The 16706-nt window shown below is 56.1% G+C and carries 18 protein-coding genes and 1 other annotated feature; of the genes, 4 read left to right on the top strand and 14 right to left on the bottom strand.

The genetic code is table 11. The features are described from left to right. Positions 1 to 178: 178 nt before the first annotated feature. The 8 genes from BM322_RS10180 to BM322_RS10145 form a co-directional block, all read right to left on the bottom strand. Positions 179 to 673, bottom strand: a complete 495-nt coding sequence (locus BM322_RS10180; RefSeq protein WP_075430152.1) for a hypothetical protein — start codon at positions 671 to 673, stop codon at positions 179 to 181. Further along, a complete protein-coding gene (locus BM322_RS10175; protein ID WP_075430151.1) occupies positions 660 to 950 on the bottom strand; it encodes a hypothetical protein in 291 nt (96 codons plus the stop codon). The genes BM322_RS10180 and BM322_RS10175 overlap by 14 nt, the downstream gene beginning before the upstream one ends. 1 nt (position 951) lies before the next feature. Continuing rightward, positions 952 to 1548, bottom strand: coding sequence for a hypothetical protein (locus BM322_RS10170; RefSeq protein WP_075430150.1), 597 nt, complete (start codon positions 1546 to 1548; stop codon positions 952 to 954). A 333-nt stretch (positions 1549 to 1881) separates the two neighbouring features. After that, a complete protein-coding gene (locus tag BM322_RS10165; protein ID WP_075430148.1) occupies positions 1882 to 2040 on the bottom strand; it encodes a YvrJ family protein in 159 nt (52 codons plus the stop codon). Positions 2041 to 2055: 15 nt separating this feature from the next. Further along, positions 2056 to 2271, bottom strand: a complete 216-nt coding sequence (locus BM322_RS10160) for a DUF2922 domain-containing protein (protein ID WP_075430146.1) — start codon at positions 2269 to 2271, stop codon at positions 2056 to 2058. A gap of 26 nt (positions 2272 to 2297) precedes the next feature. Next, positions 2298 to 2519, bottom strand: a complete 222-nt coding sequence (locus tag BM322_RS10155) for a DUF1659 domain-containing protein (RefSeq protein ID WP_075430144.1) — start codon at positions 2517 to 2519, stop codon at positions 2298 to 2300. A gap of 135 nt (positions 2520 to 2654) precedes the next feature. Beyond that, the gene (locus BM322_RS10150) at positions 2655 to 3989 is read right to left on the bottom strand and encodes an MFS transporter (protein ID WP_075430142.1); all 1335 of its coding nucleotides are present in this window, start codon (positions 3987 to 3989) and stop codon (positions 2655 to 2657) included. 36 nt (positions 3990 to 4025) lie between these two features. Then, positions 4026 to 4320 (bottom strand) — a binding site (T-box leader). Between the two features lie 371 nt (positions 4321 to 4691). Next, a complete protein-coding gene (locus BM322_RS10145) occupies positions 4692 to 6746 on the bottom strand; it encodes a methyl-accepting chemotaxis protein (RefSeq protein ID WP_075430140.1) in 2055 nt (684 codons plus the stop codon). Between the two features lie 222 nt (positions 6747 to 6968). Between BM322_RS10145 and BM322_RS10140 the strand changes: the two genes are divergently transcribed. From BM322_RS10140 to BM322_RS10130, 3 genes are read left to right on the top strand one after another with little or no spacing between them, the layout of a single operon-like run. Continuing rightward, positions 6969 to 8030, top strand: coding sequence for a methionine ABC transporter ATP-binding protein (locus BM322_RS10140; RefSeq protein ID WP_075430138.1), 1062 nt, complete (start codon positions 6969 to 6971; stop codon positions 8028 to 8030). Continuing rightward, positions 7999 to 8652: a methionine ABC transporter permease gene (locus tag BM322_RS10135; RefSeq protein ID WP_075430136.1), complete on the top strand. Its 654-nt coding sequence runs from the start codon at positions 7999 to 8001 to the stop codon at positions 8650 to 8652. The genes BM322_RS10140 and BM322_RS10135 overlap by 32 nt, the downstream gene beginning before the upstream one ends. A gap of 14 nt (positions 8653 to 8666) precedes the next feature. Beyond that, positions 8667 to 9509: a MetQ/NlpA family ABC transporter substrate-binding protein gene (locus BM322_RS10130; RefSeq protein WP_075430134.1), complete on the top strand. Its 843-nt coding sequence runs from the start codon at positions 8667 to 8669 to the stop codon at positions 9507 to 9509. A 62-nt stretch (positions 9510 to 9571) separates the two neighbouring features. Here the strand turns inward: BM322_RS10130 and BM322_RS10125 are convergent, their stop codons facing one another. The 6 genes from BM322_RS10125 to BM322_RS10100 form a co-directional block, all read right to left on the bottom strand. Beyond that, a complete protein-coding gene (locus tag BM322_RS10125; protein ID WP_075430132.1) occupies positions 9572 to 10708 on the bottom strand; it encodes a glycoside hydrolase family 3 N-terminal domain-containing protein in 1137 nt (378 codons plus the stop codon). 418 nt (positions 10709 to 11126) lie between these two features. Then, the gene (locus tag BM322_RS10120) at positions 11127 to 12503 is read right to left on the bottom strand and encodes a sodium-dependent transporter (protein ID WP_075430131.1); all 1377 of its coding nucleotides are present in this window, start codon (positions 12501 to 12503) and stop codon (positions 11127 to 11129) included. A 99-nt stretch (positions 12504 to 12602) separates the two neighbouring features. Continuing rightward, complete coding sequence (locus BM322_RS10115) at positions 12603 to 13061, bottom strand: low molecular weight protein-tyrosine-phosphatase (RefSeq protein ID WP_082334452.1); 459 nt, start codon at positions 13059 to 13061, stop codon at positions 12603 to 12605. Positions 13062 to 13078: 17 nt separating this feature from the next. Then, positions 13079 to 13372 (bottom strand): hypothetical protein, encoded by a 294-nt coding sequence (locus BM322_RS10110; RefSeq protein WP_318254591.1) that lies wholly within the window; start codon positions 13370 to 13372, stop codon positions 13079 to 13081. Between the two features lie 100 nt (positions 13373 to 13472). Beyond that, entirely contained in the window at positions 13473 to 14348 is an 876-nt protein-coding gene (locus tag BM322_RS10105) for a zinc ribbon domain-containing protein (RefSeq protein WP_177220863.1), read from the bottom strand. A 93-nt stretch (positions 14349 to 14441) separates the two neighbouring features. After that, the gene (locus tag BM322_RS10100; protein ID WP_177220861.1) at positions 14442 to 15632 is read right to left on the bottom strand and encodes a PrsW family intramembrane metalloprotease; all 1191 of its coding nucleotides are present in this window, start codon (positions 15630 to 15632) and stop codon (positions 14442 to 14444) included. 200 nt (positions 15633 to 15832) lie between these two features. Here BM322_RS10100 and BM322_RS10095 point away from each other — a divergent pair, with 200 nt between their 5' ends. Then, positions 15833 to 16429 carry a zinc ribbon domain-containing protein gene (locus BM322_RS10095; RefSeq protein ID WP_075430125.1) on the top strand — a complete coding sequence of 199 codons (597 nt, stop codon included), beginning with the start codon at positions 15833 to 15835 and terminating at the stop codon, positions 16427 to 16429. Positions 16430 to 16706 lie beyond the last annotated feature (277 nt).

Raw genomic sequence — 16706 nt, 5'->3', positions numbered from 1 at the left:
TGTTTTTTACTCCCTTTTACGATACGGTTTAAAATATATTCTGCAATGCATTTTACACACTTGCTTTCATTATATATTTAGTGCCAATACATGTCAATTTTGCACCAATGAAAATAGGCTTAAAAATAAGCATCGGACAAACAGGTATTTGTCCGATGCTTTCTCATTCTATTCGGTTTCAGTGTGCCAGCATCATATCTCGCACCTCCTTCGGCAGCTGGTAGAAAAACGAATCTTTGGCGTAGGTCTTCCGTTTGCGCCTGAGTTTGCGTTCTTCCTGTTCTTTCTCCCAGTTCTCGACGAGGAGGTGGGCTTTGCGGGCACGAGCATTTTCGCAGTAGTGATGGGCGAGGATGCCCATTTCGCCAAGGCGGTCGTAGTTCAGCGTGAGCCAGCGCGTACGGTCGTAGGCGTGGTGGTTGTAGTTGCGGCTGATCAGCACGCCGATCCGTACGAGGTGGGCGATGGTGCGCTGGACGGTAGATGGGGATAGGTGCAGTTCCTGGGCCCAGCGGCTCGTGCTGTAATATACCCAGTAGCGGCCCTCGCGGACGTTGCCGGTGCGGTCGAGCAGCCAGTCGAGCTGGCTGATGAGACGTTCCTCGGAGTCGGAGAAGTATTCGAGCAGGTCGAGGTGATGGATGCGCACGAGTTTCGGGTCAGTAGCGATCATGATGTGCGCCTTCTTTGCTCGTGTATTTTGCACTACCCTGCTGCCGATGGGATTTGCCGGAATGCGGGATGTTGCGCATGCGGTAGTGATGCTCGATGGCGTGGCAGAGCCAGCCCGAGGGATGCAGGATCGTGCGGGTGCGGGTCTCGTACCATAGCAGGGTGAGGCCGCGGTCGATCTCGTAGGAGCTGTAGCGCTCGTAGAGCTTGCGGATGACCGATGCGGGGACGCCGAGTTCGTTGCCATGACGGGTGAGATTTTCGAGTATGATATCCATATCAGTTTTCCTCCTGTGCTGCGTGTACTGTGATGTTGCTGTTCTCTCTGAGGATTTCCGGCAGTGTGCGCTCGGCACGGGCCATCTGGTCTCTGGCCGCGGTGAAGGTCCGCAGGTAGATATAGCGTGCCTGGTTGAGTTTCTGCCGGACGGTCTGGGGACTCCAGAGTGCGGACAGGCTCCTGCCCGAGCGGAATACGAGGATGCCGCGCGAGTGAGCCTGCGCATCGCTGCGGACGCTCACCGGATGGGCGATATTGACATAGGCCCTGGTCGAGCGGTGGGAGCTGTAGCCCTTGGTACGGACCTTGAGCCCGACGAGGGTGAGGTCAAGGGAGATTGGATAGATGGTGCCATGCGACTTGCCGAGGAGGCTGGCACAGCTGCGGCCCACACGGCCGAATTCCTTATCCTCGCGAGCCGCGTAGACGTGCGCGATGGTCTGGATGGTGCTGCCATACAGTCGCGCCGCACCGCTTGTGAGCAGGATGCGTGTGCCCTCGCCTCCGCCTTCCATGGTGCACGGTATGATGGCATCGATGGTCCTGGCATCTGGAACAGTTTGGAGTAGTTCTTGTCTGGTCATTTTCCCTGTCATGCATTTACCTTCTTTCGGTATGGTTTATTTTTTCGCCGCGTTTCATCTCCTTTTGTATTGTGTTCACGAGCACATTATATTCCTTTTGCACGATAAAATCAAGTGTATTTTATAATTTATATTGCAGTTTTTTTTAATTTTTTCCAGTACGCAAATTTGTTCGTTTTTTTACGCATGAACGTGCGCAAAAAACCTTCCCCAGAGGGGAAGGCTTTTTGCTGCGAGTTATCCACAGATGGCATTCTCTTTGTAGTCTAGGTGTAGTCTCAGGTATCGTCGTAACGATTTGCGCATATGGATATGACAGGTTCCTAACATGGTTATGTGCAGGGACTATGGTAGGATCCGGTCACGGCGCTGTAATTCTTTTACCAGCTCGCCCAGCTGCTCGGTGAAGTTATCCATCGAGCGCTGGAAGCGGGTCAGCAGGTAAAAGGTCACGACGATAGGAAAGCCCACAGCGGATATGGCGGTCAGGATGGTCTGCTCCATGATGGACGCCAGCTATCACGCGATGATGCTCGTGGCATCGACGGACTGGAGGTAGGCTTTCTTGACACCTGCGACCGGGGAGCCGTCGACGAGGAAGGCTTTGCTGGCAACAGCCTCCTGGATGAAGGCTTCGATGTCAGCGGCGGCAAGGTCCTTGCGCGGGTTCTGGATCGTGATGGTGCTGGTCTTGCCGTTTTCGAGGTTCATGACAATCTTGAGTACTGCTTTCATGATGGTTTCTCCTTTCGATCAGTGGATTACTCGGCTACGATGCTGCTGGCATCCTGGCGGACGATGGCGGCGACGGTGTTCGTCTGCAGACGGCCCAGTTTGCCGCCCAGGGAGTAGAGCGCATCGTCGGTGATGTCCGGATCCAGGTTGCGGAATACGCGCTGGGCGTATTTGTCCTTGCCATCCACCGTCTGCCCGACAATGACCTTGAGGATGAGTTTGCTCGTAGTGTCTTCACGTTTTGCCATGATGATTACTTCCTTTCTATATAAATGATGTGGTGAGGAGCTCCTTTCACTTATAGTACATGGAGGAAGTGGGGCAAAAAGCAACCTATAAAATAAAAAAGAGCCATCCCCATAGGAATGACTCCTTTCACCTCATTAAGCGTTGACTGTTTCTGCTGTGACTTCTGCCGTCGGATCGGCGTCTTCTTTTACTTCACCATTGAGTTTGTATTTGATGGTGAGGACGAGGAGACCTGAGAGCAGCATGAAGGCGCCCATGATGTAGTAACCGAGGTCGAAGCTGCCTGTCGTGGTCTTGACCCAGGCCATCATGTTCGGGCCTACCCAGCCGCCGATGTTGCCGCAGCTGTTGATGAGGGCGACGGAGGCAGCAGCTGCCGGGCCCGTCAGGAATGTGGTCGGGATGGTCCACCAGATGCCCATGGCGGCGTGGATGCCGATGGCCGAGAGGCAGACGAGGAAGAGGGCCATGCCTAGGCTGCCCGCATGGGGCGAGCAGGCCAGGCCGACAGCACCGACGAAGAGGGCACCAGCAACATGCCAGACCTTGTCACCCGTACGCGTGGAGGTATGGCCGAGGATGACCTGCACGACAAGCGCTGCGGTCATCGGGATGGCGATAGCACCGCCCAAGAGCGAGGTCGAAAGGCCCGAGAGCTCTTTGAGCACGGTCGGCATCCAGAAGTAGAAGCCCCAGAAACCGACAACCCAGAGGAAGTAGATCAGGCAGAGCTTGAGCACCTTCGGGTCACGGAATGCCTGCAGTACCGTGTATTTCTTGCGGCCCTGCATGCGGGCCTGTTCTTCGTTGAAGTTATCCGTGAGGTATTTCTTCTCCGCCTCCGAGAGCCAGTGTACCTGATTGGGGCGGTCTTTGACGCCGAAGAAGAAGAATACGGCAAAGGCGAGAGCCGGTACGGCCTCGAGGATGAAGAGCTCCTGCCAGCCGTGCATGCCGAAGAACGAAGTCTCCAGCAGGACGCCCGCCAGCGGCGCGCCGATGATGTTCGATAGCAAGAGGCTCGTGAGCATCAGGCTCGTGGCACGGGAACGCTCAGCGGCCGTGAACCAGCGCGGGAACAGTACCGAGTAGATGACAGGATAAAGGCTGGCCTCCGACGCACCGAGCAGGAAACGGCAGAGGTAGAAATGGAACTGCGTCGTCATGAAAGCCATGGCCACGCAGACAAGGCCCCAGGTGAACATGATGCGGGCAATCCATTTGGTCGCCGAGAATTTCGCCGCGACGAGCGAGCCCGGGATCTCGAAGATCAGATAGCCGACAAAGAAGATGCCGGCGCCCGCGCCGAAGACCTCCGGCGTGATCCACGGCAGATCCTGGGTCATCGTGAGCTTGGCATAGGCCACGTTGACGCGGTCGATGCAGGCGATGATGGAGACCAGGAATACCGGCAGGATGATGCGCAGGTCACGCCTGCGCTTGAGACTGGCAAGATCGATGTTTTCCATGATGATTCCTCCTAAAATAAAAAATGTCCGTCCCTATAAAGGGACGGACGATATATCCGCGTTACCACCCAGATTCCATAGCCTGCGGCCATGGCGCTCTACAACGTACTCTGGCAGTATCCGTACAATCCTGTCTGTGCTATCAACGTACCATCATACGCGGCACCTGTAACGGGGTGCTGCCGTGGCCACTTACTGACAGCTGTAAAGCTGCCGTTCAGCGCCATGTCTCGGAGATGATTTTCTGCCCCCGCTGTACTACCGGCTTTCACCATACCCGGCTCGCTATGCGTCTCACCGCGAGCATACTCTTTCTCGTCATCAACTGTGTGTATTATGTGTTTTGTTGTTTACATCTTACGCATATAACAATAGCACTAGTATGTAAAGCTGTCAACCCTTTGTTGTAAATTCTCTTTTCGTTCTTTAGCGAATATGTTATCCTATATACAGCCTCCAATGAAAGGAGGTGTATCATTTGTTTCTCCAAAAATTCGTCGAGCTCATCGTTGCTCCGTTAATCGTCGGTGTGCTGCTCAAATTATTTGAGTGGTGGTTGACGCACTAAGATTAACCAAAAACGTAGAAAACCCCGTTAATCAGGTCCTAAGCTGATTAACGGGGTTTTCGCATCATTTGTTTCTCATTCGTTACCTTGATAATAGCACGTCAGCCGCTTTCTGTCAAGATAACAGCGAAGGCTTACAGTTTGAATTTCGCAATCTCCTGCTGCAGCTCTTCGGCCATCTTGGCGAGGCTTTCGCTGGCGTTGGAGATTTCCTGGACGCTGGCGCTCTGCTGCTCGGTGGCTGCCGATACCGTCTCAGCCTCCTCGGCGGCGGTGCGGCTGGCCTCGCCGATGGTGCGGATATGGGCGACGATTTCCTCGCCGCTATCAGCCATGCCCGAGATGGCAGCTGATATATGCTGCACCTGATCCGATACGTCCTCGACAATCTCGATGATGCGGCGGAAGCTGTCACCCATGCTGATGATGTTCTGGGTGCCGACGCGTACCTCCTCACTGCCAGCCTGCATGCCGGCGACGGCATTTTCGGTATCCTGCCGCGTCTGCTGGATGAGCTCAGCGATCTGCTGCGCCGCTGCCTGTGAGGACTCGGCAAGTTTCCTTACCTCGTCAGCGACGACGGCAAAGCCGCGGCCATGCTCACCGGCACGGGCCGCCTCGATAGCGGCGTTGAGAGCCAGCAGGTTGGTCTGCTCGGAAATGGACGAGATGGTGTCGACGATCTGCCCAATCTCAGCCGAGCGCTCGCCCAGGGCCGTGACGACCTGCGTCGACTCGTTCGTGCTCTGCTCGATGCGCTTGATCTGGCCGATGGCCTGCTCGAGGGTTTGGCCACCTGTGCGGGCCACATCGGCAGCCTCGCGGCCGTGGCTTGCGGCCTTGTCGGCCTGCGTTGCGACATCCTGGATCGTATCGTTGAGGCGCTCGATGGCGCTGCCTGTGGAGTTTACCGCCTCCAGCTGCTCGGCCGTGCCCTGTGCCACCTTGACAATGGAGTTTGCGACCTGGTTCGAGGCCTGGGCCGACTGCTCCGTCGTGCCGTTCAGCTGCTCAGCCGATGCCGACAGGCTCTCCGAGGAGCAGCTGACGCGGTCGAGTACGCCGCGGACCTCCTGACGCATCGTGCGGACGGCGGCGGCCAGCTGGCCGAGCTCGTTGTTTACCGTGATGCGGCTCGGACGGTTGCGGAAGTCGCCAGCAGCCAGCAGCTGCATCTCCTCCATCATGACGGTGAGCGGACGCATCGCGCGGTTGACCGTGAAATAGATGCCAAACGAGATCAGCAGGATCAGCAGGATGCTGATGCCAGCCATGATCTTGAGCACATTGCCGATGGGGGCAAAGAGCTCATCCTGATAGGCGATGGTCGCCATGCCCCAGCCCGTGGCCTTGATCGGATTGTAGAAGGCAATCATGTCCTTGCCCTCTTTGTTGGTATATTTGTAGACACCAGCCTGCCCCGAGAGCATCTTCTCGCCGAGGGCGCGCAGGCCCGGATCATCTTCCTCGGAGATTTTCTTCTTCATGATGGCACTCTCGTCGGGATTGACGATGTAGGTGCCCTCTTTCGAGACCAGCAGACTGTAGCCGTCGTCACCGAGCTTGAAGCTGCCGACCTTATCCATGACGGCATCGACGTAGATGGCCGCCAGCACCATGCCGACGTTCTGCCCATTCTCATCCTTGGCCAGGGCAATCGAATTGACGATGATCTTGCCCGTGGCCTGGGAGATGACTGGCGAGGCCATGAACGAGTCCTTCGCCCCCGTCATGGTTTCCTTATACCAGGCCTTGTCGGCGTTGTGCATCTCCTTGAACCCACTCTTCGTCTCACCGTAGAGCACCCCCGAACCATCGAAAGGCCCCCAGCTGACGCTGTCGTAGACGCCCGGATAGATCTTGTTCATCAAGGCAAGCCTATACTTGTTGTTCTCGTTCATGGCCTCAGGCAAGTCCTTGAGCCTCTTGGCCGACGGGTTGCTTGCCGCCGTCTGCGTCTCGAGCATCCGCGCGTCGAGCCAGCTCGATACGCCATCGGATACCTCCTGCGCATTGCGCAGCGCTGTCGTCGTGAGCTGTTCCTCGAAGGCAGAGCCTACGTATTTGAAGATAATCCCTGCCATCAGTACGAGACCGACGGCGACGATGGGCAGTACATACATCAGGATTTCTGTCTTGACAGTACGTGCTCTGCCTGTTGCTGCATTTGTGCTGTGTTGCTTTTCCATGAATATACCCCCTTACATCTTCTGCACCTGTAGTACTTCGTGAAAAAGCCGCTATCTCCTGCCGACAAAAAAATACTTTTATGCCCTATATATCTTCGTGGTATAATGTGTTGTGGCAGTGCATATCGTGACAAGACACTACATATTATAGTTGACAATCTGTCAACCATGCGCTATTATGTAAAACATATAATAATACTAGGAATTGGAGGAGACACGCTTATGATTAAGCTCTCTCATATAGAGAAGACTTATGCCAGCCCCACCGGGCCGGTCGCGGCGCTCAAGGGTATCGACCTTGAGATTGCCCGCGGTGAGATTTTCGGCATCATCGGCCTATCTGGCGCGGGCAAATCGACGCTCGTGCGCTGTATCAATATGCTCGAGCGGCCGACGGCCGGGCAGGTATTCGTCGACGGCAAGGAGCTTACGGCGATGGATGCGGCCGAGCTGCGAAAGACCCGCAAGGACATCGGCATGATTTTCCAGCATTTCAACCTGCTCTCGTCGGCAACGGTCTACGAGAACATCGCCTTTCCGCTGAAGCTTGCGGGGATGCCCGCGGACAAGATCCGCGAGAAGGTCGAGCCGCTCTTGAAGCTCGTGGGGCTCGAGGCCAAGGCCAGCCAGTATCCGTCGCAGCTCTCTGGCGGCCAGAAACAGCGCGTCGGCATCGCCCGTGCGCTCGCCAGCGAACCGAAGGTGCTGCTCTGCGACGAGGCCACCAGCGCCCTTGACCCGCAGACGACCAAGGCCATCCTCGAGCTCATCCGCGACATCAACCGCAAGCTGCAGCTGACCGTCGTGGTCATCACCCACGAGATGCAGGTCATCAAGGATATCTGCGACAAGGTCGCCGTCATCGACCAGGGCGTCATCGCCGAGCAAGGCTCGGTCATCGACATCTTCACGAACCCGCAGCAGCCCATCACGAAGGAATTCATCAGCGTGCTGCTCTCCAACGACCTGCCAGCGGCCTTCCGCGGCGGCATCGTCTCAAGCGAGCCCGTCGAGGATGCCTACCTGCTGGTGCGGCTGACCTTCATCGGCGAGAGCGCCGACGATCCGGTGCTGGCCGGCATGATCCGCCGGTTCCCCGATGTCGAGACCACGATGCTCTTCGGCAATCTCGACCAGATCCGTGCGACGCCCTTTGGCCGCATGATTGTCGGCCTGACCGGCCCCACGGAGCGCGTGCAGGCGGCGCTGGACTACCTGCGCACCAAGGAACTCAAGGAGGAGGTGATCGGCTATGTCCGCAGACATGATACCACTGCTGTCTAAAGCCCTGGGCGAGACGGTCTACATGGTCGTCATCTCGATGGTCATCGCCTCCGTCATCGGCATCCCGCTCGGCGTGCTGCTGCATACTACCAGCAAAGGGCAGATCCTCGCAGCACCGGCCTTCAACCGCGTGCTCGGATCGATTGTCAACGCCATCCGCTCGATCCCGTTCATCATCCTGATGGTCGCCATCATCCCGCTGACCCGTCTTATCGTCGGCAGCGCGATTGGCACGACGGCGGCCATGGTACCGCTCGTCCTCGCCTCGATTCCGTTCATCGGCCGCCAGGTCGAGACCTCCCTCAAAGAGGTTCCCTACGGCCTTGTCGAGGCAGCCCAGTCCATGGGCGCGACACCCTTCCAGATCATCTGGAAGGTCCTGCTGCCTGAGTCCCGGGCCAGCATCACAGCCCAGCTCACGACCGTCATCATCAGCCTCGTCGGCGAATCGGCCATGGCCGGTGCCATCGGCGGCGGCGGTCTCGGTGACCTCGCCATCCGCTACGGCTATCAGCGTTTCCGCCCGGAAATCATGATTGCCACGGTCATCATTCTCATCGTACTCGTCCAGCTTGTCCAATACATCGGCAACACGATTGCCCGCAAGCTGGATAAGAAATAAAAGGGGGAATCATAATGAAGAAAATCGTATCACTCATCGCGACGCTCATGGTCGCAGCCCTGGCCTTCGCCGGCTGCGGTGGCAGCGACAGCAGCAGCTCGGGGACGAGCGCTGTCGCTCAGAACTCCTCGGGCATGAAGACGCTGAAGGTCGGCGCTACGGCCGTCCCGCATGCCGAGATCCTCGAGGTCGTCAAGCCGCTCCTCGAAAAGGACGGCATCAAACTCGATATCGTCGAGTTCAACGACTACGTCCAGCCGAACCTGGCCCTCAACGACAAGGAACTCGATGCTAACTTCTTCCAGCATGAGCCGTATCTCAAGAACTTCATGGAAGAGCATAAGGAAGTCAAGCTCATGAACGTCGCTGGCATCCACATCGAGCCGATGGGCGTCTACTCCAAGAAGGTCAAAGACCTCAAGGAGCTCAAAGACGGTGCCTCCATCGCCATCCCGAACGACCCGACCAACGGTGGCCGCGCCCTGCTGCTGCTGCAGAAAGCTGGCCTCTTGAAGCTCAAGGACGGCGTCGGTGAGAAGGCTACGGTCCAGGATATCGCCGAGAACACGCATAACTTCAAATTCCAGGAAGTCGAGGCCGCCCAGGTTCCGCGCACGCTCGAAGACGTTGACGCTGCCGTCATCAACACGAACTACGCCATGCAGGTAAACCTCGTCCCGACGAAAGACGCCCTGATCATGGAGGACAGCACCTCCCCGTACGTCAACATCCTGGCCGTACGTGAAGGCGACAAAGACCGCCCGGAAATCCAGGCCCTCATCAAGGCCCTCCAGAGCCCGGAAGTCAAAGCCTTCATCAGCGATAAATACAAAGGCGCCGTCGTCCCGGCATTCTAAGCCACAAATCACAGATACAAAAAGACAGTATGCAGATTCGTCCGCATACTGTCTTTTTATTTTCACTGCTGATGCAATAATTTCGCCTTGACGATACGTTTTACTGACGCATCGATTTGATCCTTGTCCAGCTCGCCGTTTTCATATGCTTCGAGCAAACCCAGATAGATTTCCGTCTCATGGTCATACTCATGGCAGATCATGACCATATCGGCGCCAGCCTTGACGGCATTGACGCCGAGCTGCCGGAAGCTGCCGTGCTTAGCCACCGCCCCCATCTCAAGGTCATCCGTGATGATAAGGCCTTGATAGCCCATCTCACCACGCAGCAGGTCTGTGATGATGGCGCGCGACTGGCTGGCCGAGTTCTTCGCATCAAGCTGCGGATACTTCAGATGTGAGACGAGTACGAAAAAGTCATCGTCGGTATCTTGATCGATAATGGCCTGGAATGGCTTGAGATCCGTATTACGGAGCTCTTCCCTGCTGATGTCGATAGCCGAAACATCCTGATGCGAGTCGACTGTCCCGCGGCCGATACCGGGGAAATGTTTGAGTGCATAGATGACATGGGCCTCCTCATAACCCTGCGTCGCAGCCTTGAGCATCTTTACCGCCTGCTCCGGGTCAGCGCCGTAGGAACGCTCACTTGCCGCGCCGAGGTCGGCCACCGGTGCGAAGTTCACATTGATGCCCAGCTTTCGCAGCTGCTCGCCGGTCTTGCGCGCCCAGGATTCAGCGGCCACGGTATCCTGGGCCTCGCCCAGCGCCCGCTGGGATGGCGGCGGCTCGATAAAGCCCTTGCCCCGCGAAACAGGGCCGCCTTCTTCATCAATGCCGATAAAAAGCGGCACAGGCTGCCCCGCATCGCTTGCCGCCTGCTGCAGGTCAGCGGTAAGCCTGGCCGTCTGCTCAGCCGTCTGCAGGTTGCGGTCAAACAGGATGATATTGCCGATATGATACTGGCTCAGCATGTATTTGGCATCATCGGTGATCTCCGTGCCATGGATGCCTATCATCACCATCTGCCCGAGCTTTTCCTTATAGCTCATATTGGCGACAATAGCATCAACCTTGTCATCAAACGTCTGCGGCTTCTCAGCAGCCTTATCCGCCCCCTGGCCACAGCCTGCAGCAATCGCCAGCACCAGCGTCATAAAGCCCACAGCCAACCTCTTAATCCACGTATTACACTTCATTGCCTTATCCCTCGATTAATATTGTTCTTCATTGACGAAAAAAATCCATCTTGGTATAATGAGTATAGAAAAGATGCTATACACGGGAACAGTCAGCCCGAACATATAATGTACGAATTAACCGCCTAGTTTTCCAGACATGGGGCGGTTATTTTCGTGTGTTCAAGTCTTTACCGATCATATAGCCGAAACTAAAGACGGCAATCGTATAGCCTGTTACAGCTAACATTGACTCTATTGTCATACGACATCCCTCCTCTTGCATATTTCCCCAAGGGGACTCTATGTCATCGGAGGGTCACAGTCCCTCCGCAGAGGGCTAACCGCTTCCTGTGTGATAGCACCACGAATATTATAACACAAAACGCCGGGCCGAAACCACAAATTAAATGGTTTCGGCCCGGCGTTTCCTTTACCTTTATTTGCTGAAGAACAGCGCATAATACCCGTTGACAAAGATGACGAGTACGATAAGCGGCAAGATCCACGTGACATAGAACCGCACGCAGGTCGGGAAGGCCATCCCCTTGCCGGTATTGGCCTCCTTGATGAAGTTATCCCAACCCCAGCCGTAGCGGCTCGTGCAGAAGGCAAGATAAACGAGCGACCCGAGGGGCAGCAGGTTGTTGCTGACGAAGAAGTCCTCGAGGTCAAGTACCCCCGAGCCCGGGCCGAGCGGCTGGAATCCGCTCCAGACGTTGAAGCCGAGCACGCATGGCAGCGACAGCAGGATGATGACCGGGATGCCCCAGCGGATGATTGTCCGGCGATCCTTATGCAGCAGCTCAAAGAAGCAGACGATGAGGTTCTCGAATACCGCAATGACCGTCGACATCGAGGCAAACGTCATGAACAGGAAGAACATCGTGCCCCAAAGGCGGCCAAGCGGCATCGCATTGAACACGTTCGGCAGCGAGATGAATAAGAGATTCGGGCCGCTGGCCGGGTCGACGCCATAGGCAAAGCAGGCCGGGAAAATGATAAGGCCAGCCATGATAGCAACGAAGGTATCGAGCAGTACCACCCAGACAGCCTCGCCCGTCAGGCGTTTCGTCTTGCCGATATAGCTGCCGAAGATGGCCAGTGCACCGATACCGATGGACAACGTGAAGAAAGCCTGTCCCATCGCAGCGAAGATGACCTCCTTGATGCCAAACTCCATCAGCCGTCCGAAGTCCGGATAGAGGTAATAGCGCAGGCCTTCCTCGCCCCCTGGCAGGATGACGCTATGGACAGCCAGGACAACCATGAGCACGAGCAGGCAGCTCATCATCGACTTCGTGATGCGCTCGACGCCCGCCTGCACGCCAAGGTAGCAGACACCGCCGCAAAGCACGACAATCGCCACCATATAGCCCGCCATCGTGACGGGGTCCTGCAGCAGCGCGCCAAACACGCCGCCGACCCCTGCGGCATCGAGCCCCGCCAGGCCTCCCGATGCCATCTTATAGAGGTAATAAAGCATCCAGCCTGATACCGTCGTATAGAACATCATCAGCAGCAGATTGCCCGCGATGGCCCCATACTTATAGAGATGCCACTTCGTGCCCCGCGGCTCCAGCGCATCAAACGACATCGCCGCACTGCGGATACTCGCGCGGCCCACGGCAAACTCCGCCACCATGATGGGCAGGCCCAGGATGGCCAAGAACACCAGATAAATCAGCACGAACGCTGCGCCGCCATACTCACCCGTGATATATGGGAAACGCCAGACGTTGCCAAGGCCGATTGCACAGCCAGCCGACACCAGGATAAAGCCCAGACGAGTCGAAAAACTTCCTCTTGATTCCAATAAAGCACCTTCTCTGCAATAATATAAACTGTCATGTGCCAGCATGTACGCTCTGAAAGTTTACAATGATACACACGCACCAATAATTACCTATCTATATTACCGCATTGGTCGAATTTTGTCCAGCAGAGAACGACACCCTTTAGTAACGTCCATATACGTAACCTCAAAATTCCCCGTATACCAAGGATCAGCCACCTCTCGCGCCTCACCAGCATACGCAAGCAGCAAATGGCACTTGCCCTGCGGATCGCCGCCTGTAAGTCGTGATAAATCACGCATATTCTCATCATCCATCGCAATAATCAGGTCATATTCATCATAATCCGTGCGCCGGATCTGCCGCGCCTGCCGTGGCGTGAACGGCACCCCATGCGCGCGCAGCACCCGCTTCGTCCCCGGATGCGTGTCACTGCCGATCTCATCGGTGCGGCAAGCCTTCGACTCCACGAGGATCTCCTCCGCAAGCCCCGCTTTTTCCACCATATCCTTCATCACGAACTCAGCCATCGTCGACCGGCAAATATTGCCGTGACAGACAAAAAGAACCTTTTTCATTCCCATTATCCTCTCCCTTACCGCTGCATCTGTTTCCGCGCGTAGATATCTGTCGCGAAGTCTATCATCTCTTTCCAGCTGCCGAATCGTGTGTTCTTGGCTACGTGTTTATCCATCTGCTCTTCGGGCAGGTCCTCGAAGTCCTGCTGGGATGTGATGCGGAACTTGCCGCCCTGCAGGAATTTCTCGAAGGTGCGGTAGTTCGTATACTTGCGCATGAACGATTTGTCGAATAAGTCCTCAAAATCCACCGGCTGCGGCAGTGCCCCCGGCAGCTGGTAGTAGCCTGTCAGTTTTACCAATGCAATCACCTCAAATTCACATCTATTTCTTATATCTTAGCGCATCACCCGCATTCCCGCAATCGAAAAGGGTCATGGCACTCGGCCATGACCCTTGGGGTTCTGTTTTTTACTCGACAAGCACCGTCGGTTTATTGCTTCCCTTGAACATCAGGAAACTGTGATCCGCGAAATTGATGCAGCGGAACGTGATCTGGTATTTCTCTGCCTTCGGCAGCTCTGCCAACGGGATGATGTCACTCTTCGACGTCGAGCCCTCGGGGGCTACGACCTGGCGCACTTCCACGCTCTGGAAGGTATGACCGGTCACCGTGCTCTTCATCGGCTCGCCCGCCTGGTCAAGGGCCCGGACGGAAAGCTCGAGACTCGAAAAGCTCTTGGCCAGCTTATTCGTATAGAGCAGGCAAAGCTGCGGATGGCCAGCGGCATCCATGGTGATCTGGGCATCCTTGAGCATCAGGATGAGCTCGTTCGTCTCATTGTTCATGAGCTTGCGGTCCTTGTGCTTGAGCGACAGTACGCCTGCCTGCTGCGACTCAGCACTGGGCTGGTCAGTGCCCTTTTCCGCAGGGTCAGTCTGTGTTATCTCAGGCTTATCGTTGGCACTCGACGAGCTCACAGCCATGAAGCCAAGGCCGAGCACAGCGACAACGGCCAGCGTGATGGCTACGATCTTGCCCGTCGAGGCGCGGTTCTGCGGCTGCGGGTAGTAGCCGCCCTGCATATTCATCTGGGGCGGTACCGGCGGCACATTCGGCTGCTGCGGGGCTGTCATGGCTGGCTGTGGCTGCGGCTGGGGAGGCGGCGTGACTTTCGTCATCTGCGCCTCAGGGACCGCGGCCGTGCTGCTGACCGTACCTGCAGCGGCTGAGCTGGCTGCCGTGGCATCTGCCTGCGGAGCCGGATCAGCCATCACTTTCGTGCCGCAGTTCTTGCAGAATTTCGCATCATCTGGCAGTGGGGTGTTACAATTTTTGCAAAACATAGTTGTTCCTCCATCATTCATCAAATCTTTTTATCATAGTCCCACAATCCCCAAATAACGGAAACCTAAATCCTCAATCTAATCCTCGTTCTCTCATATACTGGCTGAGCCCTGCGGCACAGTCTGCTGTGCCTGGGCCTGCTGCGTCGATATCTGCCGCAAGCCTGCATGCAGCATGACCAGTACGAATATCCAAACCAGCACCATCAGGCCGATCTGGGTCAAAAGCGGCAGGATATGCGAGAGCAGTGGCATATCCCAAAGGCCGTGCAGTACGATGCAGACCAGCAGGAACTTCAGGAACCTGAAGTCCAGGAAGTGATCGGCCCGCAGCGGCTCTGCGCCCTTGACCATGGCCAGCGCCGCGCCCGTGAGGCTTCCCCAAGCCACATGGCCGCCGAGGGCCAAGGCCGCGCGCAGGTAGAGCACGCCGAGACTGTTCGTCTTGGCGATATAGCCCGCCGTCTCGAAGACTGCAAAGCCTGCGCCGACGGCCGCGCCAATCAAGAGCCCGTTCAGGATATACTTCTTCTCGACGCCACGCAGGAAGTAGGCCGTGACAATGAGCTTGCCGACCTCCTCGGCAAAGCCGACCAGGAAGGTGCTCGTATTGCTGAGCTTGTCAAAGCCGATGAATCCATAGACAAACATCGTCATCACCAGCGACATGACGCCGCCGATGAAAAATACCTGCGTCGTCTCAAAGATGCTGATATTCCGCGGCGCATTGACCTCGAAGAAGAAAATCAGCGCCGAAAACGGCACGGCCAGGGCCCCGATGAAGATGACTCCCGGTGCCGCCAGCTTGTTGCCCAGGGTCTCCGTCATGAAGAGCAGGCAGGCCATCGTGATGGCCAGGACCAGGAAGACGCGGGAATATAGCCATGGATGAGGCCAGGCTGTCGATATATACCGCTCTGGCGGTGTCGTTGCCGCCGTGCCATAGATGAAGATTTCCTCCGCCTCCTGCTTCGTATGCTGGCGGAAGACGCTTTCGACCAGATCATTCATCTTGAGTTCAACGTGTTCCGTTCCTCCGGTCATACGGTTGACATTGTCGATGAACGTGGCCAGTTTCCCTTTTGACTGCGGCCGCGGCCACATATAGGGCGGGTACCCCTGCCCCTGCATCATCTGCTGCGCCATCATCTGCTGGTACATGACCTGCTGCTGATACGCTGTCTGCTGCGTGGACTGCTGCGGCAGCGCTGTCACTTGATGCCCGCAGGCCGCACAGAATTTCTCATCGCCGGCCAGCTGCGTCCCGCAATTCGCGCAGAACATATTTATCCCCTCCCCGATCCTCAAAGAAAATCATTTGCTTGTCCCCTACCATATCATTAAAAAAATTGAATAGCAATCGATTTTAATCGATTTAACGGTTATCTAATTGAAGATTAATTGCTATCAAACAATCCATGTGTAGTCTATATAAAGAACAAGTATATCTTGTATCCAGATATTTGAGAAATGAGGATTTCGTTATGTATTGTATGAATTGCGGGCAAAAGCTGTCCGATGATGCAAAGTTCTGCACCAACTGTGGCCAGTCATTTGCCAATCAAGACACACCAGCACCACAGCCAGCCGCCCAGCAGCAGCCAGCTCAGCAGCAGTATGCCGCCCAGCCACAGTTCGCAGCTCCGCAGCCGCCTATAGGCTCGATGCCGTATCCGCCGCAGGCCGGTGGGATGGCCATCTGGCCTGGCATGATGATCTCGTTCACACCGGAGCAGACGGCGCTCCTCGAAAAAGGCTGGAATCTTTGCCGGCTCGCCGTCCTCCTGCCTCTTGTCGTCGCCTTCATCACGGCTGGCAGCTCCAATCACGCGCTGCAGCGCATCGTCGGTCTGGCCAGCATCGTCATGTACTGCGTCGACAAGAACTATCTCAAGCAGGTCGGCCTGCGCATGTCTGCCTGGTACTATCTGGCCATCGTCCTTTGCCCGCCAATCTATCTCTATCATCGTGAGAACCTGACCGGCAAAGGACACGCCTGGTCCATAGCCCTTGGCGTCCTCTATGCGCTCTTTGTCATACTGGTGCTCGCTGTTTTAGCTAAGCTTGCGCATCTAAACTAAAACATAATCGTAGCTACGACAAATTGCAGTTTGTCTGTCAGTGCGTGCGGAACGGAATCCCGATAGTACGCAGCTCGGGGTTCACGGGGTAGTACTTTTTCTGTTTCCGCTGAATGGACCGTACGCCTAGTTCTACGGATTTAGTTGCCTGCTCCCGTCACCAGGTCGCGACGTACATAGTTCTTTCTAGGTTATGCGATTACGGCCCAGTCCTGCTGCGCAGGACAGTCGCTCCAGACAGAAAGAAGCACTACCCCGTTCGCCCCTTTGGTAACGG

This window comes from Selenomonas sp. GACV-9 (assembly GCA_900116485.1).
Taxonomy (GTDB): domain Bacteria; phylum Bacillota; class Negativicutes; order Selenomonadales; family Selenomonadaceae; genus Selenomonas_A; species Selenomonas_A ruminantium_G.
This window is presented reverse-complemented; position numbering and strand designations above follow the sequence as displayed.